The sequence below is a fragment of the Tahibacter caeni genome, from assembly GCF_024609805.1.
In the GTDB taxonomy this organism is placed as follows: Bacteria; Pseudomonadota; Gammaproteobacteria; order Xanthomonadales; family Rhodanobacteraceae; genus Tahibacter; species Tahibacter caeni.
The window spans coordinates 1-15067 of record NZ_JANFVR010000101.1; the positions used below are offsets into that span (position 1 = coordinate 1).

The window sequence follows — 15067 nt, forward strand, 5'->3', positions numbered from 1 at the left end:
GCGCGCTGCGCACGCGCGCGCAGGAACTGCTCGCGCGGCTGGCTGTGCTGGCCGCCGAGCCCCAGCGGCTCGAGGCGGCCGCGCGCGAGCTCGCGTTCGGCCTCGCGCGGTTCTATGCGGGCGCGCTGCTGCTGCGCCAGGCGCAGTGGTCGCTGGACCACGATGGCGATGCGCGTCCGGCCGCGGCCGCGCGCCGCTTCGTCGCCGGCCTGCACGGCGCGCGCGACGAGGACGGCGCGGCCGACGACGATCTGCTGCTGGCCCGCGACGGCTGAGCGCGGCGGCACGTAGAATGCGTGCCGCATGAACGATCCGCTGCCGGAACACCTGGTCGGGCTCAGCAAGTTCCTGAGCCTCGTGCTGCGCCATGATCCCGCCGCGATCGGTCTCGCGCTCGATGCGAACGGCTGGACCGACATCGATACCTTGCTCGCCAGAGCCGCCGCCGCGGGCCGGCCCGTGACCCGCGCCGATTTCGACACCGTCGTCGCACTCAACGACAAGCGGCGCTTCAGCCTCAGCGAGGACGGTCGCCGCGTACGCGCGGCACAGGGCCATTCCGTCGCCGTCGATCTCGCGCTCGCCGGCGTCGTGCCGCCGGCGCTGCTGTTCCACGGCACCGCGCGGCGTTTTCTCGAAGCGATCCTGCAGCAGGGACTGACCTCGCAGAGCCGCAACCACGTGCACCTGTCGGCCGATCCGCAGACCGCGACGGCCGTCGGCCGCCGCCACGGCAGTCCGGTCGTGCTGCGCGTCGACACGGTCGCGGCCCAGGCGGCCGGCGTGCGTTTCCAGCGCGCCGACAACGGCGTCTGGCTGGCCGACCGCGTGCCGGCCGACTGCCTCGCGCTCGCCGACACGCCCGCGACCTGACGCACCGGCACTCATGCCCGGCCGTTATCGGCCGGGCAACCTGCGCAAGGCATAATTCCGCTCCGCTCTTTCCGTCGCGCCAAGGATTCCCATGCAGCACCTGACCATCGTCACCACGGGCGGCACCATCGACAAGATCTATTTCGACGACAAGTCGGAATACCAGATCGGCGCTCCGTACATCGGCGACATCCTGAGCCAGCTCGGCGTCGCGTTCACGTTCGACGTTATTCCGATCCTGCGCAAGGACAGCCTGCACATCACCGCCGACGACCGCGAGCTGATCCGGCGCACGATCGCCCAGCAGCCGCACCGCCACGTGCTCGTGACCCACGGCACCGACACCATGGTCGAGACCGCCCAGGTGCTGCTGGAGATTCCGGACAAGGTCATCGTGCTGACCGGCGCGCTGAATCCGGCGCGTTTCCAGGGCTCCGACGCGGTGTTCAACATCGGCTGCGCGGTCGGCGCGCTGCAGACCCTGCCCGACGGCGTCTATGTCGCAATGAACGGCCGCGTCTGGGATCCGCGCCACGTGCGCAAGAACCGCGCGGCGAACCGCTTCGAGGCGAACTGAACGCCCGGCTGGCCCCGAAACGAAGAAACCCCTGTCCGCGCGGGGGCGAACAGGGGGTCTCCCGTTACTGACGCCGGTCCGTGCACCGGCGACATTGCAAGGCGATGGTCGTAACGAACCACGCCGAACCGGAACGGCACACAGGGTCGCTGCGTGTGAACCGGGCTCCTCCCCTCCGAGGATGGTTGCGCGCGCAGCCTGGGCTGCCGGCGCGGTGCGGTGGGCTGCGGCACCAGTGCCGCAAGCCCGGAATAGGCCGGCGCCTGCTGCGCCGGTTGGGTCCGGAACCGCCGCCGCGGACTTGCCGCGGCGGCGATGCGTCCCGTTGCGCCTCCTTGCGCGGCCACCGGCATTCCCGCCGGTGGTTCGGCGCCGGCGTTGGGCCGGGCGCCGAAGTCAATTACTCGTAATTGAGCTCAGAACTGGATCGACCACTGGTTGATGTAGCCGGTATCGCCCGTGTAGACGTCGGTGACCTTGAGCTGCCAGGTGCCGTTGCGCGGCGAGCCCGAGGTGTTGACGCTGTAGGTCGCGATCACGTTGTCGGCGCTGTCGCTGGAGCTCGAGTTCTTCAGGCGCGTGCTCGTGCCGTTCGGCGCGATCAGGTCGATCTGCAGGTCGCCGCGATAGGTGTGGACGATGTTGACCGCCACCTGGGTCGTGGTCGAACCGTTGCCGCTCTGGCCGCTGACCGTGATCGGGCTGCTGACCGTGCTCGCATCCGGGATGTTGTAGTCGGTCGTGTTGGTGAACGGACCGCCGCTGCCGCCACCGCCGCCGGCGGCGTAGCTGCCGGTCAGGCTGACGCCCGAATACGCGCTGTAGCCGCGCAGCTTGACGTAGTAGGTGCCGGCCTGGGCCGTCGCGATCGTGCAGGTCTCGTTGTTGCCCGACAGGTACGGACGGCAGTCGTAGCTGCTCGTGGTCGGCGCCGAACCGAACTTCACGTACATGTCGGCGTCGCCGGTGCCGCCGGACATCACGAACTTCAGGTTCGTCGCGCCGGCCGGAACGACCATCGTGTAGGTGGTCTCGGAACCGGACGCGCCGGACAGGCCGGTCTTGGCCACGCCGTTGTCGAGCACCGTGCCGCCGCCACCACCGCCCGAGGTCACCGTGACCGAGCTGGTCTTGGTGTTCGTCGCGCCGCCGTTGTCGGTCACGGTCAGGGTGACCGTGTAGGTGCCGGCCGCCGAGTAGGTCTTGCTCGGATTGGCCGCGGTCGAGGTCGTGCCGTCGCCGAAGTTCCAGCTGCGCGAGGCGATCGTGCCGTCGCTGTCGGTCGAGGTGTCGGTGAAGCTCGCGGTCAGGCCGCTGGTCGTCACGCTGAAGTTCGCCGTCGGCGCGACGTTGCTGCCGCCACCGCCGCTGACCGCATTCAGGGTCTTGGTCGCGTCGATGATGCCGGTACCGCAGCCGCCGGAGCAGGAACCCGGCAGCGGCTTGGCGTTGTTCTTGATCAGCGTCTCGATCTGGTCCGGCGTCAGCGACGGGTTCTTCGAGAGCATCAGCGCGGCCAGGCCGGCCACGTGCGGCGCCGCCATCGAGGTGCCGGCGTAGAACGCGTAGGTCTCGCTGCTCTGCGTGGTCGTGCCCGAGTTCAGGGTCGACAGGATGTCGCCCGAACCGCCGCTGCCGTCGCCGCCCGGCGCCGACACGTCGATCAGCGCGCCGTAGTTGGAATAGCTCGCGCGGCTGCCGGCCTTGGTCGTCGCCGCGACCGAGATGACGCCGGCGCAGTTGCCCGGATCGAAACCCGACACGTTGGCGTTGTCGTTGCCGGCCGCGATCGCGAGCACCGTGCCGCGCGAACGCGCCGAGTTGATCGCGTTCTGTTCGGTCGTGGAGCAGGCGCCCTGGCCGCCGAGCGAGAGGTTGATGACCTTGGCCGGAGTCGCGTTCGCGGGCACGCCCGAGATGGTGCCGCCCGAGGCCCAGATCATGGCATCGGCGATGTCGGCGATGGAGCCGCCGCATTTGCCGAGCACGCGCACCGGCTGGACCTTGGCGTTGAACGCCACGCCGGCCACGCCCTTGCTGTTGTTGGCGATCGCGGCGACCGTGCCGGCGACGTGCGTGCCGTGCCAGCTCGAGTTCGAGCTGTAGCCGACGCCGCAGTCGGCGACGCTGAACCAGTCGCCTTCGTCATTCGGGTTGGAGTCGCGGCCGTTGCCGTCGCGCGCCGTGCCCGAATCGGAAATGAAGTCATAGCCCGCGACGGTCTGGCCGGCCAGATCGCTGTGCGGGGTGATGCCGGTGTCGATCACGGCGACGACGACGCCGCTGCCGGTCGCCACGTCCCAGGCCGACTGCACGTTCATGCCGCCGGTCGCGTTGAAGTAGTCCCACTGCTCGCTGTAGCGGGTGTCGTTCGGCACGAGCAGCGCATGCACGCGCTTGTTCGGCTCGACCTTGCTGACGTTCGGGTTCTTGGCCAGCTCGACCATCACGCTGTCGGCGTCGATCGCCGCGCCGGTGCGGGCGCTGGACGACGCGGCGCGAATCAGGATGCCGCCGGTGCCGAGTTCGCGCTCGATGCTCATGGTCAGGCCGAGGCTCTTGCCGACGCGCTCCGCGTCCTGGGTCGCGAGGCTCATGGCCTGCGCCGAGGCCGACTGGCTGCGACCGAGGCTGTTTTCCTGGCCGTTGTAATAGACGATGAAGCTGTCGATCTTCTCGCCGGGCGCTGCGACGGCGAAGTTGACCCGATCCGCATTGGCCGCGCGCTCGGCTGCGGTGATACCCGCGGCCTGCGCCGAAACGACTGCGCCGAGCAGAGCCAGCGCCAGTGCGCTACGACGAATACCGCGTTGCGAAGCTACTTTCACGATTGAACCCCCACCGGATTTAGGAATGAACGGCTGTTTGCCAGCCCCGTGAATCGCTCCCGTTCGCTCGCCACGCACTTCCCGCCGCGACAGCCGCCGCGGCCGTCAGGGTTTGTCGACTGTGCTGATGGACCTCGACGCCAGAGCCAGGCGCCGCCTAGCGGTCCTTGCGAGCGTGCATCCGAAACCCCCCGGTTCCGAAAACGCGGCGCAAGCTACAGTGGCCGTAACCACTCGTCAACCAAAAACGACCGCTAAGTGTTTGATCCATCACGATTTCTGATGCATTGCAACATATGTGTCCGGACAAATTAACATCATTACGAAACGCTTCGGACGTACCTGCAGACCGCGTGGATGCTGGCCTGTAGGCCATTCGTCACGCATCCGGAAAAGTGACCGAATTTGTCAGAAAGCGACGCTTTCGCGACCGGTTTCGGAGAGTGACCGATTACCGCTTCGGAGCGCGTCCGGGCGCGAGTTGCGCAAATCCGTCACACCGCGGAACGGCGCGGCACGGTGCCGGCATCCGCGCAAACCCCGACTACAGAAGGAGAATCGACAGAAAGTATCCGCCGCAAGGCGGATGCGGCTCGTTTCGGCACGGCCGATGCAGTGACGGCGGACTCGTCCGCGCCGGTTTCCGCTGCGACGGCCGCCCGGGCGCACCTGACGCAACGGCGCGGCCGGTCAGGAAAGCCAGCAGCAACGACGCCGACGGCAGACGTGGCCGCGCGCTGCACGGCATCCAGGGGCTCGCCAACGTGAAATGCATCGCGACGTCAGGATCGTTCCTGAGAGGTTCCGCCGCCGACATCGGCGCCGCGGAGCCCACGCCGTGGCCCGGATCGCGCAATGCCGGACCGCGAATTCCGCGAAACGGGCACCCCTACACGGTCGCGCGCACGCACGGCAACGAAGAACGCGAGCCTGGAAACTGGCGCATTGTCGACTTCTCCACACTGTCAGTGTGCCCGGACGACCGCCGGCGCCGCTGGGAAACGGCCGGCAGCCGCCCGCCCGATCACGCCGCGACGGTGACGAGTTCGGCATCCAAATTGCGTTCTGGTGCTCTGCAGAGCCCGCAAGATTCATGGACCAAACTGTGATTGCACGCACGCAAGGCCGCATCCGCACATTGCATGCTGCGTTCCAGGGCGCTGCAGGGGGCACGCCTACAGGAACGAAACAGGGCAATCGGATGGCTGAGCCGGTCATCGAAGCGGGTGCCGCTGCGGCGTACGTGCCGACTCGCGCCGTTGCGCTTCGCGGCTCGCGAAGGACGGGCCCATGAGCAACCAGGGCAGCATCCGTACCGACGGCGCGGCGCGCGACGAACTGCGCCAGCGCTGCCTGTCGCTGGTCCGCCGCTGGCAGCCGCTGGCTCAGGGCGGCTGGGACCGCAACGCGGCGCGGCAGCTCGGCGACGAGCTCGACCAGATCGCCGACACCAGCGAACGGCTCGGCCTGGATCAGCTCAACGGCGATGCGCTGGAGCTCGCCGCCTATCTGTGTTCCTTCATCGACGATGCACTCGTGCCGAACACGCGCGACCTGCAGCGTCTGGCCGAAATGGTCGAAGCGCTCGGCGCCGACCTGACCGACCTGTCGGCCACGACCAAGGCCGCCGTGCACACCCTGCCGAGCGCGCGCATCAGTGCCGAGATTCCGGTCGTACGGCCATCGGCGACGGCGGCATCGGCCGCGCCGCGCGCGCCGGCTGCGGCCACCCAGGAAATACCGGCCGCCGCGCCGGCACCGCCGGAAATCCCGGCCGCAGCAGCGCCGGAATCCACGGCTGCCGCGTCGATCGCGTTCGATGCGGCGCCGGAAACCTCAGATACGGCACCCGAGGTCACGGCTTCGCCGTTCGCCGAATCGTCCGCCGGCGCCGAACTGCGCGCATCGGCCGCGGCGTCGGCCTGGACCAGCGGCGACGCGCTGATGCGGCTGCCGCGCACGATCGCGCTGCACGGCATCGACGACGGTGTCGCGCCGGGTCTGCTCAGCGCACTGCGCGAACGCGGCTTCGACACGCGCGTGACGACGCAGCCCGAAGACCTGCTGACCTTCCTCGAAAACGCCGTGCCCGGCGCGCTGATCCTCGATGCGCGCAAGCTGCGCATCTACGGCCGCGTGCGCGCGATCTACGACAAGCTCGCCGCCGAGGGCGAAGCATTGCCGAGCCTCATCGTCGTGTCGCCGGACGCCGACCTCGGCCATCGTTTGCTCGCGATGCGCGCCGGCGCGGCCGGTTTCTTCCAGGCACCCGTCGACAGCCTGCGCGTGCTGGCCAAGCTGGACGAACTGCTCGCGCACAACGACGCGCCGGCCTGGCGCGTGCTGCTCGTCGCGCCGGACCGCCAGAACGCGGTCGACGCGGCGCGCGCGCTGGCAGAGCGCGGCATGACCGCGCGCATCGTCGGCAACGGTCAGGGCACCTTGAGCGCGCTCGCGGAATTCCGTCCCGACGTCGTCGTGCTCGACTGCAACCTGCCCGACGTCGGCGGCATCGAACTCACGCAGATGATCCGGCAGCAGCCCGAGTACGCGGCGATGCCGATCATCCTGGCCGCCGACGCGGCCGCGGTGAACCTGCGCTTCGACGCGATCGCCGCCGGCGGCGACGAATTCCTCGTCAAGCCGCTGAAGACGCGCCATCTGCTCAGCGCGGTGACCTCGCGCGTGCGCCGCGCGCACTGGCTGCGCGAGATCATCGGCAATCCGGACGGCCGCGACACGCGCACGGGCCTGTTCTCGCGCAACGTGCTGATCGAAAAACTCGGAAATGCGCTCGGCGACCGCTCGGCGGCGCTGCTGACCGTCGCGCTCGACCGCTCGGGCGAACTGCGCGAACGCATAGGCCTGGCCGGTCTCGCCGCGATCGACGCGCACGTCGGCAACCTGCTGCGCAGCCAGCTCGACGATCTCGATCTGCCGGCGCAATACAACGATTTCCACTATTTCGTACTGCTGCGCCGCCGCTCGCGCAGCGACATCACCGGCATCGCCGAGCGCCTGCGCTTCGCACTGGCCGGCCAGCCTTTCATCTACCAGGGCCAGAGCCATGCGCTGACCGCGAGCATCGGCATGGCCCTGCTCGGCGGCGAACACGCGAACGTCGACGAAGTCGTCACGAACGCCGAGGCGGCGCAGATCGCCGCGGCGCACCTCGGCGGCAACCGCGTGCTCTGGTTCGAAGCCAAGGAAGCCGCGCTGCTGCCGTCGGATCCGCTGCTGGCCGTGCGCGCGGTGCTGAGCCGGCCGCTGACACCCGAGCAGACCCAGTTCGACTTCCAGCCGATCGTGCCGCTGACCGGCAAGCTCAGCGGCCAGTTCGAGCTGAGCTTCAAGGTCAAGAGCACGACCCAGACCGGCGTCGCCGTCGCCTACGCCGACCTCGCGCCGGTCGCCGCCGAATGCAACCAGCTCGCGACCCTGGACCGCTGGCTGCTCGAGCGCTCGCTGAGCGTGCGCGAGGAACAGCTCAAGCGCGGCCGCCAGCTGCGCCTGTTCGTGCCGCAGTCGGTGTCGACCCTGCTCGATCCCGACATTCCGTACTGGCTAGCGCGCGAACTCAAGGAACGTCACCTGTCGGGCACCGGCCTCACGCTCGAACTGCCCTGCTCCGAGCTCATCGACGCCGGCGCGCGTGCGGCCGAGCGGCTGAAGTTCCTGCACCAGAGCGGCGTGCGCGTCTGCCTCGTCGACTTCGGCCGCGACTGGGCCGCCGTGCACGCGCTGAAGAACCTGACGATCGACTTCGTACGCTTGTCGGCCGGCCTCGTCGCCGAGCTCGGCACGGCCAAGTCGATCAGCGACACCTTGCTCGCACTCGTGCGCAAGGCCCATGCCGCCGGCTGCGCGGTCATCGCCCCCGAAGTCGACTCGATCAACCGCGCCCACCTGCTACTGCGCCTCGGCGTCGACTACGGCCTCGGCCCCGCGTTCGCACGCCCGTCCGGCACCCCCGAATTCGATTTCGCCCGACCACTTTGGTGAAAATTTCCTGCGTTTACGCGATGCCGGGGGCATCGCGTGCAGGAAATTTTCGGGGAGGCGCCATGCGCCGACCGGAGAAAAATGGCCGCGCTCACGTGATGCCGGGGGCATCATGTGCGGCCATTTTTCGGGGAGGCGCGTCCCGCGCCGACCGACGACAAATACACCGACGCGACGCCCGCGGCGTCGCGTGCAATCAGCTCAAAAAGCTGCAGCCCGCCAACCGACAAACGAAGCCACTTTTACACGATACGCGAGCATCACGCGCGGCCATTTTCACGAAGGCGCTCTGCACAGACCAGCAAAAAACAACCCCATGCCCGTCCGGCCCGTTGGGCGTTCAAGGCCGTCAGAACCTTCGGTTCTGAGCGACGACCTTTCACCCCCTTGAAGGAGAGGGTTTCAACGCGCCGTACTTGTTCGGAACGACGCCGCAACACCGTTGACCATGGCGCACAGGGGAAAGCGCGACATGCTCGAAATCACGCGCGAATCGCTGCAGCAGCGCTATGCGGATCTCGTCGATGCGGAGCTGCTGCGCCGTCTGCGCGCGGATGCGCTGACCGACCTCGCGCGCGAGGTCGCGCTGGCCGAGCTCGCGCAGCGTGGAATTTCCGCCGAGACGGCGCTCGCTGCCGCGGCCGTCGCCGAACCCGCCGTCGACGCGGAACTGGACTTCCCGGCGGACGAGTTCGAACGCAATCCGTATCAGGCTCCGCGCGGCCCAGTCTCGGCGGGAGCGCCTTCGTCCGCGCAGCAGACGCCGGTAGACTGGATCTGGTGGGGTTACGCGGTCTACATCGCCGCGCTGGTCGCGCTCGGCGTCTACCGCTGGGTGACGCTGCGGCAAGGTCTGGCGATGGGCGGCGTGCTGCTCGTCAATGCCTGGGCGCTGGCCGGCCTAGTCGGCTGGCGGCTGCGCCGGCGCTGGCTGCACAGCAGCGTCTGGGCGGCCTGCCTCGCGATCAACGCGGCGCTCGGCTGCATCGGCGCACGCGAACTGGCCCGCGTGGCTGCGACCGCGCCGCCCGAACTCGTCTACAGCACGGCGACGTATCAGGCCGTCGGCAATCTGCTGCTCGGGCTGCCGCTGCTCTGGGGGCTGTTCCGCTACGGTTTTCTGTCGGCGCCGATCTGGCGGCGGCCGGCGGCCGCCTAGCCGCTCGGGTCGGCCGGTGCCGCGATTTCTGACGCGGCGCCGTCGACGCCGCAGGCCACTCAGAGCATGCCGGTCTCGAGCTTGGCCACGTCCGACATCATCGCGTGGGTCCACGGCGGATCGAACGTGAGCTCGACGTCGGCCGCGGCAATGGTCGGGATCGCCTCGACCTTCGCGCGCACGTCGTCGACGAGGATGTCGCCCATGCCGCAGCCCGGCGCCGTCAGGGTCATGCGCACGCGCACTTCGCGCTCGCCGCTCTCGCCGCGGACGAGGTCGCATTCGTAGACCAGGCCCAGATCGACGATGTTGACCGGGATCTCCGGATCGAAGCAGGTGCGCAGCTGCTGCCAGACCAGCTTCTCGACCTCGGCGTCGCCGGCACCTTCGGCCAGGTCGATCGTCGGCGGCGGTTCCTTGCCGATCGCGTCGGCGTCTTCGCCCTTGATGCGGAACAGGTTGCCTTCGACGTAGACCGTGAAGCTGCCGCCGAGCGCCTGCGTGATGTAGCCGATCTGCCCGGCCGGCAAGGTCACGGCCTCGCCCTGTGGAACCATGACGGCGGCGCAGTCGCGCTCGAGCTTGATCGGTTCGGATGTGTGGCTGTATCCGGCCATGAGGCGGTTCGATTCCTGTCCGGCCAGGCCGGGAAAAGCGAGATTATGCGGCCTGACGCCGGCCCAGGCCCAGCTCCGCGAGGCAGGCGCCGAACAGCTTCATGGCCGCCTCGATGTCGGCCGGCGGCAGGCTGGCATAGCCGAGCAACAGGCCGTTGCGCGAGGGCTGACCGAGGAAATAGGGCTCGATCGCGTAAAGCCCAAGGCCGCGCTCGGCGGCCAGCGCGATGAGTTTTTCGCACTGGCTGCGGCTGACGCCCGGCAGCCAGGCGACCAGATGCATGCCCGCATGGGTGTCGGCCACCTCGACCGCCGGCGCATGCCGGCGCAGTCCTGCCAGCATCGCGCTGCGGCGCTGTTTCAGGGTCTTGGCCGTGTCGCGCAGGTGGCGCTCGAAGCTGCCGTCGGCCATGAAGCGGGCCAGCGCGCCCTGCTCGATCGCCGGGCAGCCGCGGTCGCAGAACCATTTGGCCGCGATGAACGCTTTGCGCAGGCCCGGCGGCAGCACCATGTAGCCCAGGCGCAGGCTCGGGAACAAGGTCTTGGAGAAGCTGCCGATGTAGATCACGCGGCCGTGCCGGTCCAGCGACTGCATCGCGGCCAGCGGATGCGCGTCGTAGCGGAATTCGCCGTCGTAGTCGTCCTCGATGACCCAGGCGCGCTGGCGCGCGGCGTATTCGATGAGCTCCAGCCGCCGCGCGAGCGACATGACCGCGCCGGCCGGGAACTGGTGCGACGGCGTCACGACGATGAGCCGCGCGCCGCGCTCGGGCAGCAGGTCGGTGCGCAGGCCGTCGGCATCGACCGGCACGGCGTCGACGCGCGCGCCGTGGGCCTGGAACACCTGACGCGCGCCGCGGTAGTGCGGGTCTTCGATGATCACGCCTTCGCCGGCCTCGACGAGCACGGTCGCGGCCAGGAAGAACGCCTGCTGCGTACCCGAGACGACGAGCAGGTCCTCGGGCGCGCAGACGATGCCGCGGCGCCGCGCGAGGTAGTCGCAGATCTGCTCGCGCAGCTCGGGCAGGCCCTGCGGCTCCGGGTAGTCGAGCTCCGCGTGGGCCGAGGCCTGCGCGAGCGCGCGGCGCCAGGCGCTGGTCAGGGTCGGGTTGGTCAGCGGCAGGCCGTACTGCAGGTTGTAGCGCAGGCCCTTGTACTGGCGCCCCGGAATCACGTCGTCGAACACTTCGCGCGCGCGCTTGGCGTAGCGCGCGACCGGGCTGGTCGGCACGACGCGCGGCGCCGTGCGCGGTCGCCGCGCGGATTCGATTTCGGCGACGTAGCTGCCGGAGCCGACCTTTCCGACGAGGAAGCCTTCCGCATGCAGCTGTTCGTAGGCCGCCAGCACGGTATTTCTGGAAAGATCCATTTCTCTTGAAAGTACACGCGTCGCCGGCAGGCGCGCGCCGGCGGCGACGCGGCCGGCGAGGATGGCGGCTTTCAACGCCCGCGTGAGCTGCGCGTACAGCGCGCCGTTGCCGTCGAGTTCGAGGTACACGATTGGCCCTTTCGCGTAAAGCGATTGCGGTTCTTTGTAGGGCCAATTCTGAGCCAGATACTGGCCGCGTCAAGAGCCGGAGCCCGACCGCATGCGTCCCACCGCCCGCCACCACGTCCGCCGCGTCAAGGAACGCGCCCGCTACGACGCCGACAGCGTGCACGCCGTGCTCGACGCCGGCTTCCTGGCCCACGTCGGGTTCTGCGCCGACGGCCAGCCGTTCGTGATACCGATGCTGTATGCACGCGACGGCGACGACATCCTGCTGCACGGCTCGATCGCGAGCCGCCTGATGCTCACCCTCGCCGACGGTGTCGCGGCCTGCGTCAGCGTCAGCCACGTCGACGGACTCGTGCTCGCGCGGTCGCACTTCCACCACTCGGTGAACTACCGCTCGGCGGTCTGCTTCGGCACCGCGCGCGTCGTCGCCGATGCGGCCGGCAAGGCCGCGGCGCTGGCCCGCTTCGTCGACGCGATACTGCCGGGCCGCGCGGCCGAAGCGCGCCCGGCCGACCGCAACGAACTGGCCGCGACCCTGCTGCTGCGCTTCACGATCGAGGACGCCAGCGCCAAGGTGCGCGACGGTGGCCCGCGCGACGACCCGGCCGACACCGGGCTGCCGGTCTGGGCCGGCGTCGTGCCGCTGCAGGCGCGCCCGGCCGCGGCGATTCCGGCCGAGGACTGCGCGCTGCCGCCGCCGGCCTCGGTGCAGCGGCTGACCGGCGCTGCCGGAGACGCCGCATGATCATCTACCGCGACGACGTCGTACCCGACCTCGCGACCGCGCGCGATCTCTATGCGGACTGCTCGCTCGGCGCACGCCGGCCGATCGGCGACGACGCGCGCTTCGCCGCGATGCTCGCCAATGCGAACCTGACCGTGACGGCCTGGGACGGCGGACGCCTCGTCGGCATCGCGCGCAGCCTCAGCGATTTCGGCTTCACGACCTATCTGGCCGACCTGGCCGTGCGCGAAGCCTGGCAGCACCGCGGACTCGGACGCGAGCTGGTCCGCCGCACGCAGCAGGCCGCGCCGCAGGCCAAGATCGTGCTGCTAGCCGCGCCCGCCGCCGTCGACTACTACCCGCGCATCGGCTTTCGCCACCATCCGCAGGCCTGGCTGCTCGACTCCGGCGACGCGCTGCGCTGAGCCGGCGGCCGGCGCAGACGCGCACGTGCCGGCGCGGCTATCATCGCGGCCTTTCCGACCACCCTTCGCCGCTAATGATGCCTTCGCCGCGCGACTACGCCGACCGCCATGCGCGCTGAGCGAGCGCCTTCGCCGCTGAACCTGTTCGGCCTTGCCACGGCGCTGATGATCGCGCTGGCCGGCGGCGCCGTCTGGGCCCTGGCCGCGCTCTGGCGCCAGGACACGCTCGCGATCCTGGCCCTGCCGCTCGGCCTGCTGATCGGCCGCGTGCTGGCCGGCGCGCACGGTCCGCGCGGCACTTTGTTCGCGGCCGTCTGTGCCGCCGCGTTCTCGCTGCTCGCGTCGGGCTATGCGCTCTGGATGATCGCGAGCGGCCGCGTCGCGATGCTGCTCGGCATGCGCCTGAGCGACGTGCTCGGCAGCATCGGCCTCGACCTCGCCGCGGCGATGGCCCAGGCGCGGCTCAGCGTGCCGGACCTCGTCTTCCTGATCGGCGGCAGCGTGCTCGCCGCGGCGACCGCGGCCTGGCGCCGCCGGCCGCCGGCTCAGTCCACCGGACCGTCGAAGGTGTAGCCGAACAGCTCCAGGTCGCGGCGGTAGAAGCGGCCGACGAGTTCGCGCAGTTCGTCGTCGTAATACTCGGTGTACGGCTTGTGCCGCGAGCTGTTGACCTGCCCGAGGGTCTCGGCCGGAAAGCCCAGGCGTTCGCAGATCTGCGCGTAGTCGGCCTGGGCGCGCTCGCTCTTGCCGACGAAATCCATGGCGAGGTTGTCCTGCGCGTCGACGAGCATCTCGTACTGCGGCCGGAACAGGATGTGCTCGAGCGGCGGCCGCTCGAGGATGAAGTGACGCATGACCGCGCGCGGGTTGAACTCGAAGTGCCCGGTCTGCCGCATCATGAACGCGCAGTAGGACACGAAGCGGTCGTAGGGATTGCGCACGAACGCGAACTTGAAATAGTCGAGGAACACGTCGCCGAGTACCGGTTGCACCTGGCGCACGCTGAGATGGCCGTGGCCGATCGCGCCGAGCGCCGGATCGTCGAAGCGCTTCTGCACGAACAGGCCGACCTGTTCCTGGTCCTGCTCGTCCATGTACGGCCGCAGGGCCTGGCGCACGGAGTGCGTGCCGGTCTTCGGCACGGCGAAAAAGATGTAGCGGTATTTGTGCGAGATGATCATGGTCGGTCCGGCCGGGCCGCGCGGCGGCGCGAACCGGTGATTGTCGCACAGGCGTCCGCGCACGCCGCAGCGGGAGTCGGCGGACGTTGCGCTGCCGCGCGGCAGCCCGCGCCGCGTTGCCGCGACTGCGCGAATGCGCCGCGGCGGCCCGACGGCGATTGCGACAGAAGAATGGCGCCGCGGATACTCGCCGCGTCATGACCGTGCGGTTTTTTTCCATGCTCCGAGACGCGTTCGCCCACATCGAAAACGGCCGCTACCTAGAGGCCGAGCAGGCCTGCCGCAGCATGCTCGCGGCCGACGCCGACGACGTCGCCGCGAACACCCTGCTCGCGCTGAGCCTGCAGGCGCAGCAGCAGCTCGACGAGGCGATCGCGCTGTTCCGCCGGCTGGCCGCCCTGCCCGGCGCCGGCTTCGAAGCCTGCAACAATCTCGGCAACGCGCTGCGAGACGCCGGACGCAACGACGAGGCCGAGGCCGCGCTGCGCGAGGCGCTCGACCGCGGCGGCGAGCAGGCCGGCGTGCTGCTGAATCTTGGCCTCAATGCGCTCGACGTCGGCGACGCGATGGCCGCGCAGGGCTGGCTCGACCGCGCGCTGCGCCAGGCGCCGCTCGATGCGGAGATCCGCACCTATGCGGCGGCCGCGGCGTTCGAAACCGGCGACCTCGGCAAGGCGCGCGAGCTGCTCGGCGGACCGCTGCGCTGGCAGGACGCGGTCGCCGTCGTGCTGGCCGAGGCGGCCTGGCTGCTGTTCCGGCTCGATGCGACCGCAGGCGCCGAGGATCTGCTGCGCCTGGCCGTCGCGCGCGATCCGCAGCATCCGCGTGTGCTGCTGCGCCTGGCCGCCGTGCACGAGCGCTGCAACCGCCTCGCCGAGGCCGAGGCGATCGCCGCGGCGCTGGCGGACCGCGACGACCTGAATCCGGCCCTGGCCGAGGATCTCGCGCTGCTGCGCGCCGGCCTCGCGTCGCGCGGCAAGGACGCGCGCAGCGCGCGCCGGCTGCACGAGGCACTGCTGCAGGACGGCAGCACGGCGCTGCACAATGCCAATGTGTATTTTTCCTTGGCACGCGCCTGCGACCGCGACGGCCACCCGGCCGCGGCGATGCAGGCGCTGGCCCGTGCGCATGCGACGCGCTGCGCCCAGGTGCGCGCCCGCGCGCCGCGCCTGTTCGCCGGGAC

At 69.8% G+C, this 15067-nt stretch carries 13 protein-coding genes and 2 pseudogenes; 10 read left to right on the top strand and 5 right to left on the bottom strand.

From position 1 onward, the window contains the following. The 3 genes and pseudogenes from NON22_RS10910 to NON22_RS10920 form a co-directional block, all read left to right on the top strand. Positions 1-275, top strand: a pseudogene (locus NON22_RS10910) (hypothetical protein); the annotation flags it as partial. 28 nt (positions 276-303) lie between these two features. Next, positions 304-873, top strand: coding sequence for an RNA 2'-phosphotransferase (locus NON22_RS10915; protein WP_257386962.1), 570 nt, complete (start codon positions 304-306; stop codon positions 871-873). Positions 874-964: 91 nt separating this feature from the next. Beyond that, positions 965-1450, top strand: coding sequence for an asparaginase domain-containing protein (locus NON22_RS10920; protein ID WP_257386963.1), 486 nt, complete (start codon positions 965-967; stop codon positions 1448-1450). A gap of 416 nt (positions 1451-1866) precedes the next feature. Here the strand turns inward: NON22_RS10920 and NON22_RS24975 are convergent, their stop codons facing one another. Then, positions 1867-2103, bottom strand: coding sequence for a proprotein convertase P-domain-containing protein (locus NON22_RS24975; protein ID WP_257386974.1), 237 nt, complete (start codon positions 2101-2103; stop codon positions 1867-1869). A gap of 132 nt (positions 2104-2235) precedes the next feature. Next, positions 2236-4122 (bottom strand): annotated as a pseudogene (locus NON22_RS24980) (S8 family serine peptidase); the annotation flags it as partial. Positions 4123-4673: 551 nt separating this feature from the next. Between NON22_RS24980 and NON22_RS10945 the strand changes: the two are divergent. From NON22_RS10945 to NON22_RS10955, 3 genes are all read left to right on the top strand, one after another. Next, the gene (locus NON22_RS10945) at positions 4674-5387 is read left to right on the top strand and encodes a hypothetical protein (protein ID WP_257386964.1); all 714 of its coding nucleotides are present in this window, start codon (positions 4674-4676) and stop codon (positions 5385-5387) included. 181 nt (positions 5388-5568) lie between these two features. Continuing rightward, positions 5569-8280, top strand: a complete 2712-nt coding sequence (locus tag NON22_RS10950) for an EAL domain-containing response regulator (protein ID WP_257386965.1) — start codon at positions 5569-5571, stop codon at positions 8278-8280. Positions 8281-8752: 472 nt separating this feature from the next. Further along, a complete protein-coding gene (locus NON22_RS10955; protein WP_257386966.1) occupies positions 8753-9439 on the top strand; it encodes a hypothetical protein in 687 nt (228 codons plus the stop codon). A 59-nt stretch (positions 9440-9498) separates the two neighbouring features. On the opposite strand, the gene sufT is transcribed toward NON22_RS10955, so the two are convergent. Next, on the bottom strand, positions 9499-10056 hold the full coding sequence (gene sufT / locus NON22_RS10960; protein ID WP_257386967.1) for a putative Fe-S cluster assembly protein SufT: 558 nt from the start codon (positions 10054-10056) through the stop codon (positions 9499-9501). Positions 10057-10099: 43 nt separating this feature from the next. Continuing rightward, positions 10100-11554, bottom strand: a complete 1455-nt coding sequence (gene pdxR / locus NON22_RS10965) for a MocR-like pyridoxine biosynthesis transcription factor PdxR (protein ID WP_257386968.1) — start codon at positions 11552-11554, stop codon at positions 10100-10102. Positions 11555-11645: 91 nt separating this feature from the next. On the opposite strand from pdxR, the gene NON22_RS10970 reads away from it, so the two are divergent. From NON22_RS10970 to NON22_RS10980, 3 genes are all read left to right on the top strand, one after another. After that, positions 11646-12299, top strand: coding sequence for a pyridoxamine 5'-phosphate oxidase family protein (locus NON22_RS10970; protein ID WP_257386969.1), 654 nt, complete (start codon positions 11646-11648; stop codon positions 12297-12299). Continuing rightward, entirely contained in the window at positions 12296-12703 is a 408-nt protein-coding gene (locus NON22_RS10975; RefSeq protein WP_257386970.1) for a GNAT family N-acetyltransferase, read from the top strand. Before NON22_RS10970 ends, NON22_RS10975 begins: the two co-directional genes overlap by 4 nt. A 108-nt stretch (positions 12704-12811) precedes the next feature. Continuing rightward, complete coding sequence (locus NON22_RS10980) at positions 12812-13276, top strand: hypothetical protein (protein WP_257386971.1); 465 nt, start codon at positions 12812-12814, stop codon at positions 13274-13276. Here the strand turns inward: NON22_RS10980 and NON22_RS10985 are convergent. Beyond that, positions 13249-13884 (bottom strand): sulfotransferase family protein, encoded by a 636-nt coding sequence (locus NON22_RS10985; RefSeq protein WP_257386972.1) that lies wholly within the window; start codon positions 13882-13884, stop codon positions 13249-13251. The two genes, NON22_RS10980 and NON22_RS10985, sit on opposite strands and share 28 nt — an antisense overlap. Positions 13885-14102: 218 nt before the next feature. Between NON22_RS10985 and NON22_RS10990 the strand changes: the two genes are divergently transcribed. After that, the coding region (locus NON22_RS10990) for a tetratricopeptide repeat protein (protein ID WP_257386973.1) at positions 14103-15067 on the top strand (965 nt) is incomplete at its 3' end.

Excerpts from the sequence above, each read along its gene's own strand:
- NON22_RS10915 (WP_257386962.1), top strand. The coding sequence starts at position 304 with ATGAACGATCCGCTGCCGGAACACCTGGTCGGGCTCAGCAAGTTCCTG.
- NON22_RS10920 (WP_257386963.1), top strand. The coding sequence starts at position 965 with ATGCAGCACCTGACCATCGTCACCACGGGCGGCACCATCGACAAGATC.
- NON22_RS10950 (WP_257386965.1), top strand. The coding sequence starts at position 5,569 with ATGAGCAACCAGGGCAGCATCCGTACCGACGGCGCGGCGCGCGACGAA.
- NON22_RS10955 (WP_257386966.1), top strand. The coding sequence starts at position 8,753 with ATGCTCGAAATCACGCGCGAATCGCTGCAGCAGCGCTATGCGGATCTC.
- sufT (WP_257386967.1), bottom strand. The coding sequence starts at position 10,056 with ATGGCCGGATACAGCCACACATCCGAACCGATCAAGCTCGAGCGCGAC.
- NON22_RS10970 (WP_257386969.1), top strand. The coding sequence starts at position 11,646 with ATGCGTCCCACCGCCCGCCACCACGTCCGCCGCGTCAAGGAACGCGCC.
- NON22_RS10975 (WP_257386970.1), top strand. The coding sequence starts at position 12,296 with ATGATCATCTACCGCGACGACGTCGTACCCGACCTCGCGACCGCGCGC.
- NON22_RS10980 (WP_257386971.1), top strand. The coding sequence starts at position 12,812 with ATGCGCGCTGAGCGAGCGCCTTCGCCGCTGAACCTGTTCGGCCTTGCC.
- NON22_RS10985 (WP_257386972.1), bottom strand. The coding sequence starts at position 13,884 with ATGATCATCTCGCACAAATACCGCTACATCTTTTTCGCCGTGCCGAAG.